A 20,801-nucleotide genomic window follows, 5' to 3' on the forward strand; every position below is an offset into this window, starting at 1 on the left:
ACCCCCAGGCCCCCGTTTCAGACCACAGACTTACGACCCTGAGAGGGATTGACGCATAGTGCTCGACGTCAACTTCTTCGACGAGCTCCGGATCGGCCTGGCCACCGCTGACGACATCCGTCAGTGGAGCCACGGCGAGGTCAAGAAGCCCGAGACCATCAACTACCGCACCCTCAAGCCCGAGAAGGACGGACTCTTCTGCGAGAAGATCTTCGGTCCGACCCGGGACTGGGAGTGCTACTGCGGCAAGTACAAGCGCGTCCGCTTCAAGGGCATCATCTGCGAGCGCTGTGGCGTCGAGGTCACGCGCGCCAAGGTGCGCCGTGAGCGGATGGGCCACATCGAGCTGGCCGCCCCCGTCACGCACATCTGGTACTTCAAGGGTGTTCCCTCGCGCCTCGGCTACCTGCTGGACCTGGCGCCGAAGGACCTCGAGAAGGTCATCTACTTCGCCGCGTACATGATCACGTACGTCGACGAGGAGCGCCGTACCCGCGACCTGCCCTCCCTGGAGGCGCACGTCTCGGTCGAGCGTCAGCAGATCGAGAACCGCCGGGACGCCGACCTGGAGGCCCGCGCCAAGAAGCTCGAGTCCGACCTGGCCGAGCTGGAGGCCGAGGGCGCCAAGGCCGACGTGCGCCGCAAGGTGCGCGAGGGTGCCGAGCGCGAGATGAAGCAGCTGCGCGACCGCGCGCAGCGCGAGATCGACCGCCTCGACGAGGTGTGGAACCGGTTCAAGAACCTCAAGGTCCAGGACCTGGAGGGCGACGAGCTGCTCTACCGCGAGCTGCGCGACCGCTTCGGCACCTACTTCGACGGCTCGATGGGTGCCGCGGCGCTGCAGAAGCGCCTGGAGTCCTTCGACCTGGAGGAGGAGGCCGAGAGGCTCCGCGAGATCATCCGCACCGGCAAGGGCCAGAAGAAGACCCGTGCCCTGAAGCGGCTCAAGGTCGTCTCCGCGTTCCTGCAGACCTCCAACAGCCCCAAGGGCATGGTCCTGGACTGCGTCCCGGTCATCCCGCCGGACCTGCGTCCGATGGTGCAGCTGGACGGTGGCCGCTTCGCGACCTCCGACCTGAACGACCTGTACCGCCGTGTCATCAACCGCAACAACCGCCTGAAGCGCCTTCTCGACCTCGGTGCCCCCGAGATCATCGTGAACAACGAGAAGCGCATGCTCCAGGAGGCCGTCGACGCGCTCTTCGACAACGGCCGTCGTGGCCGCCCGGTCACGGGCCCCGGCAACCGTCCGTTGAAGTCGCTGTCCGACATGCTCAAGGGCAAGCAGGGCCGCTTCCGTCAGAACCTGCTCGGCAAGCGAGTCGACTACTCGGCGCGTTCCGTCATCGTCGTCGGCCCGCAGCTGAAGCTGCACCAGTGCGGTCTGCCCAAGGCCATGGCGCTGGAGCTGTTCAAGCCGTTCGTGATGAAGCGCCTGGTGGACCTGAACCACGCGCAGAACATCAAGAGCGCCAAGCGCATGGTGGAGCGCGGCCGCACCGTCGTGTACGACGTCCTCGAAGAGGTCATCGCCGAGCACCCGGTGCTGCTGAACCGTGCTCCCACCCTGCACCGCCTCGGCATCCAGGCCTTCGAGCCGCAGCTGGTCGAGGGCAAGGCCATCCAGATCCACCCGCTCGTCTGCACCGCGTTCAACGCGGACTTCGACGGTGACCAGATGGCCGTGCACCTGCCGCTGTCCGCGGAGGCGCAGGCCGAGGCCCGCATCCTGATGCTGTCCTCGAACAACATCCTCAAGCCGGCCGACGGCCGTCCGGTGACGATGCCGACCCAGGACATGGTCCTCGGTCTGTTCTTCCTCACCACCGACGGCGAGCTGCGTGACACCAAGGGCGAGGGCCGCGCGTTCGGTTCCACGGCCGAGGCGATCATGGCGTTCGACGCCGGCGAGCTCGCGCTGCAGTCGCCGATCGACATCCGCTTCCCGGTGGGCACCATCCCGCCGCGCGGGTGGACCCCGCCGGCGCGCGAGGAGGGCGAGCCGGAGTGGCAGCAGGGTGACAGCTTCCGCCTGCGCACCACGCTGGGCCGCGCGCTCTTCAACGAGCTGCTGCCCGAGGACTACCCGTTCGTCGACTACTCGGTGGGCAAGAAGCAGCTCTCCGAGATCGTCAACGACCTGGCCGAGCGCTACCCGAAGGTCATCGTGGCGGCGACGCTCGACAACCTGAAGGCGGCCGGCTTCTACTGGGCGACCCGTTCCGGTGTCACCGTGGCCATCTCCGACGTCGTCGTTCCCGAGGCGAAGAAGGAGATCGTCCGCGGCTACGAGGCGCAGGACGAGAAGGTCCAGAAGCAGTACGAGCGTGGTCTGATCACCAAGGAAGAGCGCACGCAGGAGCTCATCGCGATCTGGACCAAGGCGACCAACGAGGTCGCCGAGGCGATGAACGAGAACTTCCCCAAGACCAACCCCATCTTCATGATGGTTGACTCGGGTGCCCGAGGAAACATGATGCAGATGCGGCAGATCGCCGGTATGCGTGGTCTGGTGTCGAACGCGAAGAACGAGACCATCCCGCGGCCCATCAAGGCCTCGTTCCGTGAGGGTCTGTCCGTGCTGGAGTACTTCATCTCCACGCACGGTGCCCGTAAGGGTCTGGCGGACACCGCTCTGCGTACCGCCGACTCGGGTTACCTCACCCGTCGTCTGGTCGACGTCTCCCAGGACGTCATCATCCGCGAGGAGGACTGCGGCACCGACCGCGGCCTGCGGCTGCGGATCGCCGACCGTGGCGCCGACGGCGTGCTGCGCAAGGCGGACGACGTCGAGACGTCCGTGTACGCGCGCTGCCTCGCCGAGGACATCGTGGTCGACGGCCAGGTGCTGGCCCCGGCCGGCACCGACCTGGGCGACGTCCTCATCGAGGAGCTCGTCGGCCGTGGCGTCGAGGAGGTCAAGACCCGCTCGGTCCTGACCTGTGAGTCCGCCGTCGGTACCTGCGCGATGTGCTACGGCCGCTCGCTGGCCACCGGCAAGCTGGTCGACATCGGTGAGGCGGTCGGCATCATCGCCGCCCAGTCCATCGGTGAGCCCGGTACCCAGCTGACGATGCGTACCTTCCACACCGGTGGTGTGGCCGGTGACGACATCACCCAGGGTCTGCCGCGTGTCGTCGAGCTCTTCGAGGCCCGTACCCCGAAGGGTGTCGCCCCGATCTCCGAGGCCTCCGGCCGCGTGCGGATCGAGGAGACCGAGAAGACCAAGAAGATCGTCGTCACCCCGGACGACGGCAGCGACGAGACGGCGTACCCGATCTCGAAGCGTGCCAAGGTCCTCGTCCGCGAGGGCGACCACGTCGAGGTGGGCCAGCAGCTCACCGTGGGTGCCACCAACCCGCACGACGTGCTGCGCATCCTGGGTCAGCGTGCCGTCCAGGTCCACCTGGTCGGCGAGGTCCAGAAGGTGTACAACTCGCAGGGTGTGTCGATCCACGACAAGCACATCGAGATCATCATCCGGCAGATGCTCCGCCGCGTGACGATCATCGAGTCCGGCGACGCCGAGCTGCTGCCCGGCGAGCTGGTCGAGCGCTCCCGCTTCGAGCAGGAGAACCGTCGTGTGGTCCAGGAGGGCGGTCACCCGGCCTCCGGTCGTCCGCAGCTGATGGGTATCACCAAGGCCTCGCTGGCGACCGAGTCCTGGCTGTCGGCGGCGTCCTTCCAGGAGACGACGCGAGTCCTCACCGACGCGGCGATCAACGCCAAGTCGGACTCGCTGATCGGCCTCAAGGAGAACGTCATCATCGGTAAGCTCATCCCGGCCGGTACGGGTCTGTCCCGCTACCGCAACATCCGGGTCGAGCCGACCGAGGAGGCCAAGGCCGCGATGTACTCGGCCGTCGGCTACGACGACATCGACTACTCGCCGTTCGGCACGGGCTCCGGCCAGGCCGTACCGCTGGAGGACTACGACTACGGTCCGTACAACCAGTAAGCGAGTGGCTTGAACCGAAGGGCGGTCACCCCCGCGAGGGGGTGGCCGCCCTTCGGCGTGTCCGGGACCGGGTCAGCGGTGCAGGCCGAGGTAGGGCTGCAAGGCGGTGATCCGGGTGGAGCGGTCCGGGTGGGAGGACAGCAGCCGGCCCAGCAGGCCTGGCTCCTTCACCTGCCGGCCCTGTGCGGCGAGGGCCGCCTTCGCCGCCTCCTCCTGGACCTGGAAGTGGTACAGGACTTCGGCCAGCTGCCGGGCGAAGCCCAGCTCGGCCGCCTGCTGGTCGGCGCGCAGCTCCCCGCGGCGGCCCGCGTAGGCCAGCAGGTAGGGGGCGAGTACGAGGGGGACGGCGATGTACCAGGCGAAGAGGAACACGCCGACCGTCATCAGCGCCATGATCAGGATCAGTGCGCCGGTCGCGGCGACGGAGAAGAAGCCGGTGACCGCGATCGCGAGCCCGGCCAGTATCCGGGTCACCGCCCAGGCGATGCGGCCGGGCAGCGAGTACCAGTAGCCGAGCAGACCGGCCCAGGCGTGACCGCCGGTGTGGTGGCCCAGCTCGTGCGCGAGCACGGCCGCCAGGTTGCTGCTCGGGACCTGGGTGAGGGAGTACGTCGTGACGCCGACGACATGCCCGGCCACCGCCGCCGCGTTGAGTTCGTCGCTGTTCTCCACCATCAGCTCGTAGGTGCCCGGTTCGATGCCCGCCCGGGCGGTCACCTCGTTCCAGACGGGTTCCAGACGGGCCCGCTCCTGCGCGGTGGGCGGGCGGAGCTTGAGCACGTACCGGGCGAAGGCGCGCTCGGTCGGCCGGTGGAAGACGAGCAGCCCGGAGGCGACCCACGCCAGCACCACCGACGTCCCCACGACGGTGCCGAAGAAGCCGAGCGCGACGGAGCAGACCAGCCCGAGGCTCACCAGGGCCCCGGGCACCTGCACCGCCAGCCGCCCGATCGCCGTCGCGTCGACCCCGCGCTGGTACTCGGACACGTGCACGCGGGCACCGCGGTGGCGGTAGTCGAGGTCGTCCGGCGGTGGGCTCGCCCCCTCACCGGCGACACCCGGGCCGGGGTACTGCGGAGGCTGGGCAGGAAGGCCCGGGTGTGCGGGGCCCGGGGCCGGCCGGGCGGGCGGATACGCGGGCGGCCCGCCCGGGTGCGGGGGCACGATGACGGCGGGGTGCGCGGAAGGCGGACCCGGGAGCGCGGGGGGCGCGGCGGGGTAGGCCGGGGGAGTGAAGGCTGTGGCCGGGTGGGCGGGGGGAGGGCCCTGCGGCGCGGGGGCTGTGTCCGGGTAGGCCGGGGGCGGGCCCAGCGGTGCGGAAAGCGGGGCCGGGGACGTGAACGCTGTGGTGGGGTAGGCCGGGGGCGGGACCTGGGGTGTGGCGGGTGCGGTGGGGTAGGCCGGGGGCGGGACCTGGGGTGTGGCGGGTGTGGTCGGGTACGCCGGGGGCGGGACCGTGGGCGTGAACGCTGTAGTCGGATAGGCCGGGGGCGGGGTCTGGGCTGTGGTGGGCGCGGTCGGGTAGGCCGGGGGCGCAGCCGAAGGCGTCAGGGCCGTCGTCGGGTATTCCGGCGGCGGGGGCGGGGCCGTCGGCGGGTACGGCGGGGCGGACGGGGGGAACTGCGGGACCGCCGGGGGATGCGGGAGTGCGGGGTGGGCGGGCTCTTCGGGATACGCCGGCGGGGCCGTGGGCGGCGCCGGAATCGCCGCCTCGGGACGGTCGGACTCGGGGTACGGGGGTGGCAGGGACGGGTCCGGCGGCTGGGACACGGGCGGGACTCCTTCGCATACGGGGACGTCAGCCGATGAGCGCGGCGGTGGGCAGCAGCAGGGCGCCGGCGCAGAACGCGATCAGACCGGTGCGGATCCACCGGTGCTTGGACGCGGCGATCCGGCTGTTCTCGGCGAGCGCCGCCAGCAGCCCGGCCGAGGGGTCCCGCTCGGTGTCCGCGAGCGCCTCGGCCAGCCGGCCCTCGCGGACCGCCTGGTGGATGTCGCCGAAGTAGCACAGCGGGCGTCCCGCGGCCCAGGAGCCGGTGCGGTAGCGGGGCAGCACGGCGAGCAGCAGCGCGAGCAGCGACAGGGCCAGCCCCGCCGCCCCGGCCCACCACAGACCGGTGCCGAACCCGGACAGCCGGCCCGGCGACCAGTTCCGTCCGGCGACCAGGCCGGAGAACAGACCGGCGGTCATGCCGAGCGCCGCCACCAGCACGGACGCCTTGGTGTCGGCCCGTGCGATCTCGTCGCGTAACTCCGCGAGCAGCCGTTCCGCGGTGTGCTGGGCGCCGGTGGCGGACCGGACCGGCGGCGCGGTGGTGCCGGAAGAGGTCATGCCGGCCCCGCCTCGGGGGATTCCGGCTCCCCGGGCCGGGCACCGGGCGAGGGCGGTACGACCGGTGCGGGCCCGTCGGCGACGAGCGTCGGCGGGGGTGTGAACGGCGCGGGCGCTGCCGGCGGCGCGGGCGGCGGCGGAGGCGTGGCCGGGGCGGCGTGGGCCGTCCCCGGGACGTAGGGCGGCTGCTGCTGCCCGTACGGGGTCGGGCCGGGCGGCGGGGCGACAGGCGGCTGTCCCTGCGCGGGGAGGCCGTACGCCTGCTGCCGGCCGTAGGGAGGCTGACCGTACGCCTGCTGGCCGTAGGGGGCTTGGCCGTGCGGGGGCTGCCCGTACGACCCGGCCGTCCCCTGTGCGGCCGGGTCGTACGGTGTCGTGGAGCCGGACGCCGAGGGCGGGGCGTACGGCTGGGGCGGGGCGTACGGCGGCTGCGGGGGGACGCCCGGTGGCAGGGCCGGGGGCGGCGGCTCCTGCTCGCGCATGAGGTCGTCGACGGAGCGCAGCACCGATTTGGCCGACTCCGCCTTCTGGTAGTCCTCCAGGGTGTCCCCGGCGATGACCTCCAGTTCCTTGCGGATCGCGCCGAGCTGGTCCCGCTTCAGGGTGCCGATGACCATCCGGGTGTCCGCGGGGTGTGCCGCGAGGTGCAGGGCCCACGCGGCGACGCCACCGTGCTGGAGCCAGTACTGGTAGAACTCGATCTTCCGGGCGACCAGTTCCTGGGACTGCTGTTCGCGCAGGACCGCCCGCTGGTGTTCGAGCTGCGCCTGGCGCACCAGGTACTCGTGCTCGGGGTCGAGCATCTCCGACTCGTAGCGCAGGGTGCGCTTGCGGCGGCGGTGGGCGAGCGCGTCGTCGTCCAGGCGGAGCCGCACCACGCAGGTCACGTGCAGACCGGTGCCGGCGGCGAAGGAGCCCTCCTCCTCGATGGCCCGCTGCACCGCCCGTTCGGCGGCCGGGCTGTCCTCGACGGGGTGGAGCCGGGTCACCGGGCGGGCCAGCTGGTGCAGTTCGCGCAGGAGCCGGGTCGGCACGTCCCGCTCGCCGCTCGCCACGAACGCCTGCGGGTCCGCCACCCGCCAGGTGAGGTCGGCGGTCGCCCCGAAGGAGAACGCGTCGTCGTCGCTGGGCAGTTCGAGCTCCAGCTGGACCGGGTGGCTGCCCATGTCCACCTCGTAGACGGAGGTGTAACGACGGGTCGCGGCCTCGGTGCGGCTCGGGCGGTGCGGTGGCAGGTAGACGTCGTACGAGCCGCCGGCGGTGACGAAGACCAGGGCGTGGTCGATCGCGCCGACCTGGCGGCGCGCGGTGTAGTCGAACCGCGATATCGGGCGCACGGTCAGCACGGGGTCGATCAGTTCGGTGTGCCGGTCGGCGTGCTGGGTCCACTCCGGTGGGCGGCGGAAGTCCGCCATGGGGCAACTCCTTCGTTCTTCGGGGTCTTTCAGCGCGTGGCGGGCACCGGGTGCACCACCGTGAGCAGCCGTTCGGCCATCGGCGGGCGGGTGCTGCCGTCCTCCGCGCGCATCGTGCGCAGTGCGTGGTCGAGGCGCTTGCGGTCGTCCGCGGTGACGATCAGCGCGGGCAGCAGCAGCTCCAGGGCCGTGGCGACGTCCGTGCGGCGGGCGGCGACGTGCACCCAGGTCGCCAGGGCGGTCAGCGCCTGCCGGGTGTGGCCGAGGTCGCCCAGGGCGGTGCGCCACAGGGTGGCGAGGTCCCGGGCCGCGTCCGGCTGGTACATGCCCTCCTCGGCGTACCAGCCGACGAGCGCGCCGTCCCCGGCGTTGTCGCAGGCGTGGGCGAACGCGGCCAGGGCGAGGTCGCGGACCGCGGGGGTGTCCCGGTACAGCAGCCGTACGAACTCGGCGAGCACCTCCCCGCGGCGCCGCCCGGCGGAGAGCAGCAGGGCGGCGGACTCGGTGAGGTTCTCCCGCTCGGCCTGGCCGCTGGCGTCGACCCGGGCCCGGGAGGCGAGCGCGTCGAGGGCCGGGCCGGCCAGGTCGGGGCGGAGCGGGGCCAGCAGACCCAGGGCGCGGATGGCGGTCCACCGCCGACCCCAGTGGGCGTCGTTGCACCACTGGGTGAGCAGGCGCAGGACGACCGGGGCGCCGAGGAGCTGGGACAGCGTGAGGGTGTTGGCGGCGGTGACGCGCGGGCCGACGGCCTGCGCGGTTGCCCAGCCGTCGACGAGCAGCGCGACCGTGGAGGGCAGGTCGGCGGCGGCGAGCAGGGCCGTCGCGGCGGCGGCGCGGGTGCGGACCAGGCCGCGGCCGTCCCGGGCGAGCTGGCGCAGCCACTCCACCAGGGCCGGACGGGCCGAGGGGTGGCTGGTCCACACCTCGGTGAGCAGGACCCGGGCGGTGCGCTCGTCCAGGAAGGCGGCCGTGTACTGCGGGACCGGGCCCCAGTCGGTCTCCTCCTGCCGTACCTCGCCGACGGCCCGGGCGCGGTCGAGCCGGTCCTCGGCGGCCGGCCCGAACACCGGGACGGTGGGGGGCCGGTCGGGGTGCTGCAACCTCTCGAAGTGCACGAACAGCTTGTCGGCGAGTTCGGCGGCGAGGACGTAGGGGGCCTGGTCGAAGACGGCGAGGGCGATGAGGAAGGCCTTGTCGCGCAGCCCCGTCTGCGGATCGCCCAGCCAGTCCCGGCACTGCTTCTGCACGGCGGCCTGGCCGAAGTCCGCGAGCCGGGCCAGCGCGCCGGGGGTGCCGTCGTACGCTGCCAGCATCTCGGCGAACGCGGCGGCCTCGGCCGGGCGGCGGTCCGTCTCGGTGAGGAACGCGGCCACCGCGGGGAGCGCCAGCAGGGTGCCGGCCTCGTCGGGCCGGCGCCGCCGCAGCAGGGCCCGTACGACCTCCTCGGCGGGCGGCGCCTCCCAGGGGCAGGGTCTGACGCCGGGCAGGTGGGGCGAGTTCTCGACGGTGACGACGAGGCAGCCGCCGGTCCGCGCGAGCTGGTCGCGGGCCGCGAACAGGTGGGTGTCCCGCAGCGGCCGGTTGCGGCTGAGGGGCAGGTCGCGCAGGACGTAACCGCCGGGCCGGGTCAGCCGCCCGCTCAGGGCGGCGGGCGGGGTCTCCGGGCTCAGGGCGTGCACGGCGGGCATGCCGAGGCGGTGCACCAGCATCAGCGCGGCGGCGTTGCGGCCGGTGGCGTGGGCGCCGGCGAGGACCAGCACCCGCTCCTCGCGCAGCCGCTCCAGCGCGGCGGCGAAGGCGGGGCCGTCGGCGAACACGGCGGCCAGTTCCTCGATCCAGTCGCGGGGGATCTCGCCGGAGGCGTCGGGCGTGGCACCGGCGGGGCCGTAGTGGTGGTGGGTCTCGGTACGGCCGCCCAGGTAGACGTCGCCGTCGACCCGGCCGCCGGAGACGCCGTGCTGGGCGCCGCCGACGAGGCTGCCGCCGAACCGGGCGTCGCCGTCGAGGAAGAAACCCGGGGTGTGCGCGACCAGCTCGCGCTGGGCGGCCCGGGCCTCCTCGTGACCTTCGGCCTCCGGCTCCGGGCCGGCCAGGGAGTGCGGGTCCGGCTCGGACTCGTGCGTCCGGCGCGGTGGCGTGTCGGGGGACGGCTGTTCCGGGGGGCGCTGCCGGGCGGGGCCGGTACCGGGGGTGCCGTCGTCGTGCGCGGCCGGTGCGGGCGTCACGTGTCCTCCCCGGTCGTTCCGCCGAGGTGTACGTCACCGGTGACCTGCCCGCCGGACACGCCGTGCTGGTCGCCGGCGACGAGGCTGCCGCCGAACCGGGGCGAGCCGCCGCCGAAGTCGAAGACGACACCTCCCGTGGGCGCGGCGGGCCGCGCCCCGGGCGCGGGTTCCGCGGGGTCGGGCACCGCCTGGACCGGGCGCGGTGCGGCCGGCGCCCCCGGTGCCGGGACGTCCCCCGACGTTCCCGGCACCGGGGTTTCCCCCGCCCCCGTGTCACCGTGGTCGTCGCCGCCGTGCGGGACCGGCCCGTGGAGCCAGCCGCGCAGCGGGCCGTTCTTGCCGGTCAGGGTCACCGGGTGGAAGTCGGCGGCCGGGATGCCGTGGTGGTCGTGGCGCACGATGCCGGTGTGCACGCCCTCCGAGACGCACAGCGCGAAGCCGTTGTCCCGTTCCCGCAGGGCGGCGCGCAGGAGCGGGGCGTCGAGCAGCCGGCAGGCGTGGTTGAGGTCGGACCCGACCCAGCCGCCGTGCTCGTCGACGGCCACGTACCCGGTGGCGACCACACCGCGCAGCCGGATCTGGGCGGAGCTGGACGCCAGCCGGTTGTACCCGTGCAGCTGGGCGGGGACCTCGGTGAGCAGGGCGCGCAGGAGGGCCGGGACGGACGCGGCGGCGTCGATCAGCTCCATGACGGAGTCGCCGCGGTCCGCCCGGCGCCGCTGCGTCCCGTCGATGCCGGCGCGGGCCAGGGCACGGTCGGCGATGTCGTAGAGGACGCGCCGCAGGTACGCCTGCTCCACGTCGTCCCGGTCGCTGTACTTCTCGATGTCGAGCAGGAGCATCGTCCGGCTCACAGGGTCTTTCATGCTCGCCTCTCGGTGGTCACCGTGGTGGTCCGTCCGCTGTCAGCAGCGTGGCGCGGGGGGCGTCGGGGGCGTGAGGACGGATGACGCACTCGGACTGTGACCGTGTGCACAGAGGGCGCGCGGGCCCGTAGTGGGCGTCGCGTGCGGGTCGTTCACTCCGTCGTCTCCGCCCGCGCGATCCGGCGCAGCACGTCCGGCCGCACGATCACCAGCTCGCGGCGGCCGGTGCGCACCACGTCGCGCTCCCGCAGTTCCTTCAGGAGTCGCTGCACCGCCTCGCGGGAGGCGCCCACCGAGCCGGCCAGTTCCTGCTTGCTCAGCGGCACGGAGAGTTCGACGCCCTCGCCGGTGGTGCGGCCGTGGGTGCGGGCGAGGTCGAGCAGCAGGGTCGCGAACCGTTCCCGGACGGTCATGGAGGCGAACTCCAGCCGGCGCCGGTCGGCGGCGCGGGTGCGGTCCGAGGTGAGCCCGAGCAGGGCGAAGGAGACGGCGGGGGAGTCGGTCAGGAACGCGGTGAAGCGCTCACGGTGGACCGCCACGGCCCGTACGTCCTCCAGGGCGGTCACGGTGGCGGAGCGGGTCCGGCCGGTCAGCGCCGCCGACTCGCCGATGATGTCGCCCGGCCCGCGCAGGGCCAGCAGCGCCTCGTAGCCGTTGGCGGCCGCCGCCGTGACCTTCGTCCAGCCGCGCAGCACGAACAGCACGTGCGCGGAGGGCTCCCGCTGGCGCAGGAGCACCGCCCGGGGCGCGAAGTCCAGCTCGGAGCCCAGTGCGAGCAGCGCGGTTCGGTCCGGCTTCTCCAGCCGGGCCAGGAACGGCACCCGGTCGCCGAGTCCGTCGTCCCCCGGTGTCTCGTCCGGCGTCTGCCGCGGTGACGTGTGCGGTGCGTCCCCCGTCATCCCATCCTCGCCCCCAAGCGGTACTGCGACCGCTCAACGTACCGACGCGACGGGCCGGCCGCGGGGCGTCGGGCGGGATTCGCGCGGAATGGTCACGGACCCCGGACGGGGAAGCGGGACAAGTCCGGCGTGTCGATGCCCACCCCATTTGTTTTGACCGAAGTCCGTGAGGTAGGTACGCTCAGACCTTGTGCCTGGGGTGTGCCCTGGCTCCTGTGCGTGCCTGCAAACCGCATGGCGAGCCGTGAACGGCCACCGTAATTCGCGCCCTTTCCGCCTTGCGGCGGGAGTCTGGCGGATTCGACACACCCGACCGCGTGGGTCGGCGATGTTCCAGGTTAGCTGTACCCATCGGCACACAGAAACCGGAGAAGTAGTGCCTACGATCCAGCAGCTGGTCCGCAAGGGCCGGCAGGACAAGGTCGAGAAGAACAAGACGCCCGCACTCGAGGGTTCCCCTCAGCGTCGTGGCGTCTGCACGCGTGTGTTCACGACCACCCCGAAGAAGCCGAACTCGGCCCTCCGCAAGGTCGCGCGTGTGCGTCTGACCAGCGGCATCGAGGTCACCGCTTACATTCCGGGTGAGGGACACAACCTGCAGGAGCACTCCATCGTGCTCGTGCGCGGCGGCCGTGTGAAGGACCTGCCGGGTGTTCGCTACAAGATCATCCGCGGCTCGCTCGACACCCAGGGTGTCAAGAACCGCAAGCAGGCTCGCAGCCGTTACGGCGCCAAGAAGGAGAAGTAAGAATGCCTCGTAAGGGCCCCGCCCCGAAGCGCCCGGTCATCATCGACCCGGTCTACGGCTCTCCTCTGGTGACCTCCCTGATCAACAAGGTGCTGCTGAACGGCAAGCGCTCCACCGCCGAGCGCATCGTCTACGGCGCCATGGAGGGCCTGCGCGAGAAGACCGGCAACGACCCGGTCATCACGCTCAAGCGCGCTCTTGAGAACATCAAGCCGACCCTCGAGGTCAAGTCCCGCCGTGTCGGTGGCGCCACCTACCAGGTCCCGGTCGAGGTCAAGCCCGGCCGTGCCAACACCCTGGCGCTGCGCTGGCTGGTCGGTTACTCCCGCGCCCGTCGCGAGAAGACCATGACCGAGCGTCTCCTCAACGAGCTTCTCGACGCCTCCAACGGCCTCGGTGCGGCCGTGAAGAAGCGCGAGGACACCCACAAGATGGCCGAGTCCAACAAGGCCTTCGCGCACTACCGCTGGTAGTCGCTACCCACATCGAGACCGAGAGAAGACTGAAGCCTTATGGCTACCACTTCACTTGACCTGGCCAGGGTCCGAAACATCGGGATCATGGCCCACATCGACGCGGGCAAGACGACCACCACCGAGCGGATCCTGTTCTACACCGGTGTGTCTTACAAGATCGGTGAGGTCCACGACGGCGCTGCCACCATGGACTGGATGGAGCAGGAGCAGGAGCGTGGCATCACGATCACCTCTGCTGCCACCACCTGTCACTGGTCGCTGGAGGACGTCGACCACACCATCAACATCATCGACACGCCGGGTCACGTCGACTTCACCGTCGAGGTGGAGCGTTCCCTGCGCGTGCTCGACGGTGCTGTCACGGTGTTCGACGGCGTCGCCGGCGTGGAGCCCCAGTCCGAGACGGTGTGGCGTCAGGCGGACCGCTACGGCGTTCCGCGTATCTGCTTCGTCAACAAGCTCGACCGCACCGGTGCCGAGTTCCACCGCTGTGTCGACATGATCTCCGACCGTCTGGGCGCGCAGCCGCTGGTCATGCAGCTGCCGATCGGTGCCGAGGCGGACTTCAAGGGCGTCGTCGACCTGGTGAAGATGAAGGCCCTGGTCTGGTCGGCCGAGGCGACCAAGGGCGAGATGTACGACACCGTCGACATCCCCGCCACGCACACCGAGGCCGCCGAGGAGTGGCGCGGCAAGCTGGTCGAGGCCGTCGCCGAGAACGACGAAGAGATCATGGAGCTGTACCTGGAGGGCGAGGAGCCCACCGAGGAGCAGCTGTACGCCGCGATCCGTCGTATCACCATCGCGTCCGGCAAGGGCACCGGCACCACCGTCACCCCGGTGTTCTGCGGCACCGCGTTCAAGAACAAGGGCGTCCAGCCCCTGCTCGACGCGGTCGTGCGCTACCTGCCGTCCCCGGTCGACATCGAGGCCATCGAGGGCCACGACGTCAAGGACCCGGAGACGGTCATCAAGCGCAAGCCGTCCGACGAGGAGCCGCTGTCCGCGCTGGCGTTCAAGATCATGAGCGACCCGCACCTGGGCAAGCTGACCTTCGTCCGCGTGTACTCCGGCCGCCTGGAGTCCGGCAGCTCTGTGCTGAACTCCGTCAAGGGCAAGAAGGAGCGCATCGGCAAGATCTACCGCATGCACGCCAACAAGCGTGAGGAGATCGAGTCGGTGGGCGCCGGCGACATCGTCGCCGTCATGGGCCTGAAGCAGACCACCACCGGTGAGACGCTGTCCGACGACAAGCAGCCGGTGATCCTGGAGTCCATGGACTTCCCGGCGCCGGTCATCCAGGTCGCCATCGAGCCCAAGTCGAAGGGCGACCAGGAGAAGCTGGGCGTCGCGATCCAGCGCCTGGCCGAGGAGGACCCGTCCTTCCAGGTCCACTCGGACGAGGAGACCGGCCAGACCATCATCGGCGGTATGGGCGAGCTGCACCTCGAGGTGCTCGTCGACCGTATGCGCCGTGAGTTCAAGGTCGAGGCCAACGTCGGCAAGCCGCAGGTCGCCTACCGCGAGACCATCCGCAAGGCGGTCGAGAAGGTCGAGTACACCCACAAGAAGCAGACGGGTGGTACCGGTCAGTTCGCCCGCGTCATCATCGCGATCGAGCCGATCGAGAGCGGCGACGCCTCGTACGAGTTCGTCAACAAGGTGACCGGTGGCCGCGTGCCGAAGGAGTACATCCCTTCGGTCGACGCCGGTGCGCAGGAGGCCATGCAGTTCGGCATCCTCGCCGGTTACGAGATGACCGGTGTCCGCGTCACGCTGCTCGACGGTGCCTACCACGAGGTGGACTCCTCCGAGCTCGCGTTCAAGATCGCCGGTTCGCAGGCCTTCAAGGAGGCCGCGCGCAAGGCCAGCCCTGTGCTCCTTGAGCCGATGATGGCCGTCGAGGTCACCACGCCCGAGGACTACATGGGTGAGGTCATCGGCGACATCAACTCCCGCCGTGGCCAGATCCAGGCCATGGAGGAGCGGGCTGGTGCCCGCGTCGTCAAGGGCCTCGTGCCCCTGTCGGAGATGTTCGGCTACGTCGGCGACCTCCGCAGCAAGACGTCGGGTCGCGCAAGCTACTCGATGCAGTTCGACTCCTACGCCGAGGTTCCGCGGAACGTCGCCGAGGAGATCATCGCGAAGGCCAAGGGCGAGTAACGCACCGCGTTCACACGCCGTAGGCTTGACTCCGGAGCCTCCAGGGGCAAACGTCCGCAATCGCGAGCGTTTGCCCCGGGTTCCGGGCCTTTACAGCAAAGATCACCTGGCGCCGATGAAGTAAGGCGTACAGAACCACTCCACAGGAGGACCCCAGTGGCGAAGGCGAAGTTCGAGCGGACTAAGCCGCACGTCAACATCGGCACCATCGGTCACATCGACCACGGTAAGACGACCCTCACGGCCGCCATTACCAAGGTGCTGCACGACGCGTACCCGGACCTGAACGAGGCCACCCCGTTCGACAACATCGACAAGGCTCCTGAGGAGCGTCAGCGCGGTATCACCATCTCCATCGCGCACGTCGAGTACCAGACCGAGGCGCGTCACTACGCCCACGTCGACTGCCCGGGTCACGCGGACTACATCAAGAACATGATCACCGGTGCCGCGCAGATGGACGGCGCGATCCTGGTGGTCGCCGCCACCGACGGCCCGATGCCGCAGACCAAGGAGCACGTGCTCCTGGCCCGCCAGGTCGGCGTTCCGTACATCGTCGTCGCCCTGAACAAGGCCGACATGGTGGACGACGAGGAGATCCTGGAGCTCGTCGAGCTCGAGGTCCGTGAGCTCCTCTCCGAGTACGAGTTCCCCGGCGACGACGTTCCGGTCGTCAAGGTCTCCGCGCTCAAGGCCCTCGAGGGCGAGCAGGAGTGGGTGGACTCCGTCCTCAACCTGATGAAGGCCGTCGACGAGTCGATCCCGCAGCCGGAGCGCGACGTCGACAAGCCGTTCCTCATGCCGATCGAGGACGTCTTCACCATCACCGGTCGCGGTACGGTCGTCACCGGCCGTATCGAGCGTGGTGTCCTCAAGGTCAACGAGAACGTCGACATCATCGGCATCAAGCCGGAGAAGACCTCCACCACGGTCACCGGCATCGAGATGTTCCGCAAGCTGCTCGACGAGGGCCAGGCCGGTGAGAACGTCGGTCTGCTCCTCCGTGGCATCAAGCGCGAGGACGTCGAGCGCGGCCAGGTCATCATCAAGCCGGGCTCGGTCACCCCGCACACCGAGTTCGAGGCGCAGGCCTACATCCTCTCCAAGGACGAGGGTGGCCGCCACACGCCGTTCTTCAACAACTACCGTCCGCAGTTCTACTTCCGCACGACGGACGTGACCGGCGTGGTGACCCTCCCCGAGGGCACCGAGATGGTCATGCCGGGTGACAACACCGAGATGAAGGTGGAGCTCATCCAGCCCGTCGCCATGGAAGAGGGCCTGAAGTTCGCCATCCGTGAGGGTGGCCGCACCGTGGGCGCCGGCCAGGTCACCAAGATCGTCAAGTAAGTCCGCTTGCTTGAGGCTTGACGGCCCGAGGGCCAGTGCCTGACCCGAAGGTCTCGACCTGCGAGAGGCCCGTACGACTCCGGTCGTACGGGCCTCTTCGCGTGTCTGCCCCTTCGCACGGGTGCCTTCTCGAACGCCCGCCCCTTCGTACGTCCCCGCCCGGGACCGCATACGGTTCTCCGGGTGAGGAAGAGGACCTTGATACGCGCGGCGCTGCAGACCGTCGTCCCCTGGCTGGCCGTGGCGGCCGTGGTGATCGCCATGGCCTGGCAGCAGGGGCTGTTGCGGCTGTTCTCCCAGGGCGCGCCGGCCGCGTCGGGCCCGGCCCGCACGGTCGCGCTGCCGGGGGGCGGGTTCTCCGACGGCGGCCGGTGCGGGACCAAGGGCTACCACTACTTCCCGCTGCCCGCGTCCGCGTCGGCACCCCCCGCCGCGGAGCCCGCGACCCCGGCGCCCGGCCCGCGGCTCGTCCTCGGTTCCTACGGCTACGAGAAGCTCTCCCGCGCCCCCGGCCGTTTCACCATCGGCCTGCTGTTCGCTCCCGGTCCCAAGGGGTCGCTGGAGCTGTCGCGGACCCTGGGCGATGAGGGCGTCGCCGTGGAGATCGAGGGCCCGCGGGGGCTGGTCGGCGGGGCGCACGGCCTGCCCGTCACCTGGGATCACGCCACGAGGTCCGGCACCGGGGAGAGCGCCCGGGTGTCCGTGCCGCTGGAGGCGCTGTGCCCCGGGCAGGACGCGAGGACCGTGGTGGACAGGATGCGGCCACCGATCGACTCCTCGAACACCATCACCGGCCAGCCGGCCTACACCCTGACCGTGTCGGTGCGCGACCCGGGGATCGGGGCGCAGCGCAGGACGATCGGCCTCCCGCTGGGCGGCAACCTGCTCAGTGCGACCAACCTGGTGCCGGAGGACGGCTTCATGGTCGCGAGCGCTGCGTACTGACGGCTCCGAAACTATTCGGCGCGTACGACCCGTTCCCCCCGCCCCCGCCTCCCCCCACTATTTGTCATGCCTGTGAGCAAATAGGTGCCGGAGCGGCTGGAGGGGTGAGGTATGTCGTCTGCGCACGTCGGCCGTAGGGCGGTGCTCGGCGGGACGGTCCTGAGCGCGGGGCTGGCCGCGATGCCCGTGGGGGCGTCGGGGACGGCGGCGGCGGCCCCGGGCGACGGGCTGCGGGTGACGGACCCGGGGGCGTACATCTCGTTCACGGGCGGCGTCTTCTCGCTGGTCGGCGCGCCCGTGGTGGTGAGCGCGCAGGACCACCCCGGCGTCGTACGGGTGGCCGGGGACCTCCGGGACGACCTGGCGCGGGTGACCGGCGTCCGCCCGGGCACGACGATCGGCCGCTTCCCGGTCCTGCTCGGCACGATCGGCCGCAGCCCGCTGATCGACGGCCTGATCCGGTCCGGGAAGCTGGACGTCACGGGCGTGCGGGGCAGGTGGGAGACCTCGCTCCAGACGGTCGTGGAGCATCCGATGCCGGGTGTGGAGCGGGCGTTCGTCATCGCGGGCAGCGACCCCAGGGGCACGATCTTCGGGGCGTACGACGTCTCGTACGGCATCGGCGTCTCGCCCTGGCACTGGTGGGACGACGTACCGCCGGCCCGGCGCGACGCGGTCTGGGTGGAGGCGGGCCGCTTCACCCAGGGGACTCCGGTGGTGAAGTACCGGGGTGTCTTCATCAACGACGAGAACCCGGCGCTCGGCACCTGGGCCCCGGCGTACTTCGGCGAAGGGAAGGCACCCGGCTACCCCGGCGGCTTCACCGCCGACTTCTACGCGAAGGTCTTCGAGGTCCTGCTGCGCCTGAAGGGCAACTACCTGTGGCCGGCGGTGTGGGGCCGGGCGTTCGCGGAGGACGACCCGGACAACCACCGGCGGGCGGCGGAGTACGGCATCGTCATGGGCACGTCCCACGAGGCGCCGATGATGCGGGGCATCGAGGAATGGAACCGGCACGCCGGCTCCGGGACCGACCCCTACGGAGGCACGGGCGAGTGGTCCTACCGCCGCAACGCGGAGGCGATCCGCGCGTACTGGCGCGTCGGCATCCAGCGCATGGTCGACCAGGACTTCGAGGGCGTCGTCACCCTCGGCATGCGCGGCAACGGGGACACCGGCCTGCCCGACGGCGACGGCATCGAACTGATGCAGCAGATCATCGCCGACCAGCGCCGCATCATCGAGGAGGTGACCGGCAGGCCGGCGGCCGAGACCCCCCAGGTCTGGACCCTCTACAAGGAGGTCCAGCGCTACTGGGACCGCGGCCTGCGCGCCCCGGACGACGTCACCGTGGTCCTCACGGACGACAACTGGGGCAACATCCGCAAGCACCCGGACGGCCCGCGCACCGGCGGCTACGGCCTGTACTACCACTTCGACTACGTCGGTGCCGGCCGCAACTACAAGTGGGTCGACACCGCGAACGTCAGGAACGTCTGGGACCAGCTCCACCAGGCGCACGCCTACGGCAACCACGGCCTGTGGGTGGCCAACGTCGGCGACCTGAAGGGCAACGAGCTGCCGACGGAGTTCTTCCTCTCCTACGCCTGGAACCCCGACGCCTGGCCGCTGGAGCGCCTCGGCGCCTGGGAGGAGCGCTACGCCCGCCAGAACTTCGGCGAGGCGCAGGCGAAGGAGATCGCGTCCCTGCTGGCGGCCTACGGCCGGCTCCAGGCCCGCCGCAAGCCGGAACTGCTGAACCGCCGGATCACCCTCTCGGGCGACCAGGTCGTGTACGACGACCGGCAGAGCCCGTACTACTTCGCGCACCGCGAGCTGGAACGGGTCACCGAGGAGTGGCGCGCGCTGGGCCGCCGTGCGGAACGCGTCGAGCGCAGACTGCCGGAGCGGCTGCGGGACGCGTGGTTCGAACTGGCCGGCTACGCGGTCACGGCGACCGCGAACCTGTACGCGCTGCGGGAGGCGGAGTTCACGAACCTGCTGTACGCGGCGCAGGGCCGGGCCGCGGCGAACGACCGCGCTGCACGAGCCGAAGCCGCCCTCGGCCGGGACTTCGCCCTCGCGGACCGCTTCAACTTCCGTGTCGCCGACGGCAAGTGGCGGGGCTTCCAGACCCAGCCCCACATCGACTACGGCGACGTCGACCGCTACGGCCCCAACGCGGGCTGGCAGCAGCCGGAGAAGGACAACGTGGCGCTGCCGGACGTGCTGTTCCCCGCGGTACGGCGCATCGAGGTGCCCTCGGGAGCGGAGCTGGGCGTGTCGGTGGACGGCGCGGAGGACGCGGGGCAGTGGTGGCCGGGGGGCTCCTCCTCGGCCGCGTCCCTGCCGCCGTTCAGCCCGTACCAGACCCGCCCCCGGCAGTACCTGGAGATCTTCAACCGGGGCCGTACGCCCTTCCCGTACGAGGTCGCGGTCTCGGCGCCGTGGCTGCGGGTGGACCGCCCGCGCGGCCGGGTGGACCAGCAGGTCCGCCTGGAGGTGGAGGTGGACTGGTCCCGGGTGCCGGCCGGGCGCACCGAGGCGACCCTGACGGTGCGCGGCGCGGGGGCGTCGGTGCCGGTGCGCTGCGTGGCGGAGCGCCCGTCGGGCGTGCGGGCGCGGGGCTTCGTGGAGGCCGGCGGCTACGTGGCGATCGACGCCGAGCACTACGACCGGGCGGTCGGCCGGTGGCGCCGTATCGACGGCATCGGACGGACCGGGGCGGGCATGACGCCGTGGCCGGTCACGTCCCCGAGCCGGGTCCCCGCAGGCTCCTCCCCGCACCTGGAGTACGAGGTGACGTTGCTGTCCGCCCCCGGCGAGGTGACGGTGTGGGCCCACCTGTCCCCGCGCAACCCGGCCGTCCCCGGCGTGCCGGGCCTGCGCTACGGCGTCTCGCTGGACGACGGGCCGGTCCGGACCGTCGACATCACGGCGGGCGCGGACGACGGCGCCCTGAACACGGTCTGGGCCCGCCACACCTCGGACAACGTCAACGCGACGGCCACCACGCACACCGTGACCGGGCCGGGCGTCCACCGGCTGAGGTTCTGGATGGTGGACCCGACGGTGGTGGTGCAACGCCTGCTGATCGACACGGGCGGGCTGCCTCGGCTGTACCTGGGGCCGCTGGAGAGCATGCGGGTGGGGCGGGGTCACCCGTAGCGCGGCTTAGGCTCTGGTCATCGCCTGACGCGCGGCTCAAGGCTAGGCCCGAGTCCGCTTCGTGCTGCCCACCGCGACGGTGGTGGAGACCGGCAACCACGTGTTCCAGATCAAGGACGTGGGCCGAGCTGCCGTGAGCGAGGTCTGATGGTCGCTTCCCGTGGGAAATCCCGGAGTCCACGGATGGTTCGGGAGCCGGTGACGGAGCTGGGCGGCCCTGGGACGCCGGTTCAGGTATCGACCTCGCCCGCGGCCG

At 71.2% G+C, this 20,801-nt stretch carries 13 protein-coding genes; 7 read left to right on the plus strand and 6 right to left on the minus strand.

Annotated elements, in window-relative coordinates; translation table 11 throughout:
- Positions 1-58 precede the first annotated feature (58 nt).
- Positions 59-3,958 (plus strand): DNA-directed RNA polymerase subunit beta', encoded by a 3,900-nt coding sequence (locus LG395_RS26575; RefSeq protein WP_171153693.1) that lies wholly within the window; start codon positions 59-61, stop codon positions 3,956-3,958.
- Between the two features lie 72 nt (positions 3,959-4,030).
- Here LG395_RS26575 and LG395_RS26580 read toward each other — a convergent pair whose 3' ends face one another.
- From LG395_RS26580 to LG395_RS26605, 6 genes are all read right to left on the minus strand, one after another.
- On the minus strand, positions 4,031-4,951 hold the full coding sequence (locus LG395_RS26580; protein WP_225811494.1) for a M48 family metalloprotease: 921 nt from the start codon (positions 4,949-4,951) through the stop codon (positions 4,031-4,033).
- Positions 4,952-5,756: 805 nt separating this feature from the next.
- Positions 5,757-6,290, minus strand: a complete 534-nt coding sequence (locus tag LG395_RS26585) for a Pycsar system effector family protein (protein WP_171153692.1) — start codon at positions 6,288-6,290, stop codon at positions 5,757-5,759.
- The gene (locus LG395_RS26590) at positions 6,287-7,705 is read right to left on the minus strand and encodes a PE-PGRS family protein (protein ID WP_225811495.1); all 1,419 of its coding nucleotides are present in this window, start codon (positions 7,703-7,705) and stop codon (positions 6,287-6,289) included. The genes LG395_RS26585 and LG395_RS26590 overlap by 4 nt, the downstream gene beginning before the upstream one ends.
- A 29-nt stretch (positions 7,706-7,734) precedes the next feature.
- On the minus strand, positions 7,735-9,930 hold the full coding sequence (locus tag LG395_RS26595; RefSeq protein ID WP_225811496.1) for a hypothetical protein: 2,196 nt from the start codon (positions 9,928-9,930) through the stop codon (positions 7,735-7,737).
- Entirely contained in the window at positions 9,927-10,796 is an 870-nt protein-coding gene (locus tag LG395_RS26600; RefSeq protein WP_171153686.1) for a hypothetical protein, read from the minus strand. The genes LG395_RS26595 and LG395_RS26600 overlap by 4 nt, the downstream gene beginning before the upstream one ends.
- A 152-nt stretch (positions 10,797-10,948) precedes the next feature.
- A complete protein-coding gene (locus LG395_RS26605; protein WP_225811497.1) occupies positions 10,949-11,695 on the minus strand; it encodes a Crp/Fnr family transcriptional regulator in 747 nt (248 codons plus the stop codon).
- 376 nt (positions 11,696-12,071) lie between these two features.
- On the opposite strand from LG395_RS26605, the gene rpsL reads away from it, so the two are divergent.
- The 6 genes from rpsL to LG395_RS26635 all read left to right on the plus strand — a co-directional run bounded on the left by rpsL (position 12,072) and on the right by LG395_RS26635 (position 20,545).
- Positions 12,072-12,443: a 30S ribosomal protein S12 gene (gene rpsL, locus LG395_RS26610; RefSeq protein WP_003948652.1), complete on the plus strand. Its 372-nt coding sequence runs from the start codon at positions 12,072-12,074 to the stop codon at positions 12,441-12,443.
- A gap of 2 nt (positions 12,444-12,445) precedes the next feature.
- Entirely contained in the window at positions 12,446-12,916 is a 471-nt protein-coding gene (rpsG, locus tag LG395_RS26615; RefSeq protein WP_003998848.1) for a 30S ribosomal protein S7, read from the plus strand.
- Positions 12,917-12,955: 39 nt separating this feature from the next.
- Complete coding sequence (fusA, locus tag LG395_RS26620; protein ID WP_171153683.1) at positions 12,956-15,082, plus strand: elongation factor G; 2,127 nt, start codon at positions 12,956-12,958, stop codon at positions 15,080-15,082.
- Positions 15,083-15,238: 156 nt separating this feature from the next.
- Positions 15,239-16,432 carry an elongation factor Tu gene (gene tuf / locus LG395_RS26625; protein ID WP_030778468.1) on the plus strand — a complete coding sequence of 398 codons (1,194 nt, stop codon included), beginning with the start codon at positions 15,239-15,241 and terminating at the stop codon, positions 16,430-16,432.
- 183 nt (positions 16,433-16,615) lie between these two features.
- Positions 16,616-17,377, plus strand: coding sequence for a hypothetical protein (locus LG395_RS26630; protein WP_225811498.1), 762 nt, complete (start codon positions 16,616-16,618; stop codon positions 17,375-17,377).
- Positions 17,378-17,488: 111 nt separating this feature from the next.
- Positions 17,489-20,545, plus strand: a complete 3,057-nt coding sequence (locus LG395_RS26635) for a glycosyl hydrolase 115 family protein (protein WP_372463470.1) — start codon at positions 17,489-17,491, stop codon at positions 20,543-20,545.
- Positions 20,546-20,801: the final 256 nt, after the last annotated feature.

The sequence above is a fragment of the Streptomyces spinosus genome, assembly GCF_020400655.1.
Lineage (GTDB): Bacteria > Actinomycetota > Actinomycetes > Streptomycetales > Streptomycetaceae > Streptomyces > Streptomyces argyrophylli.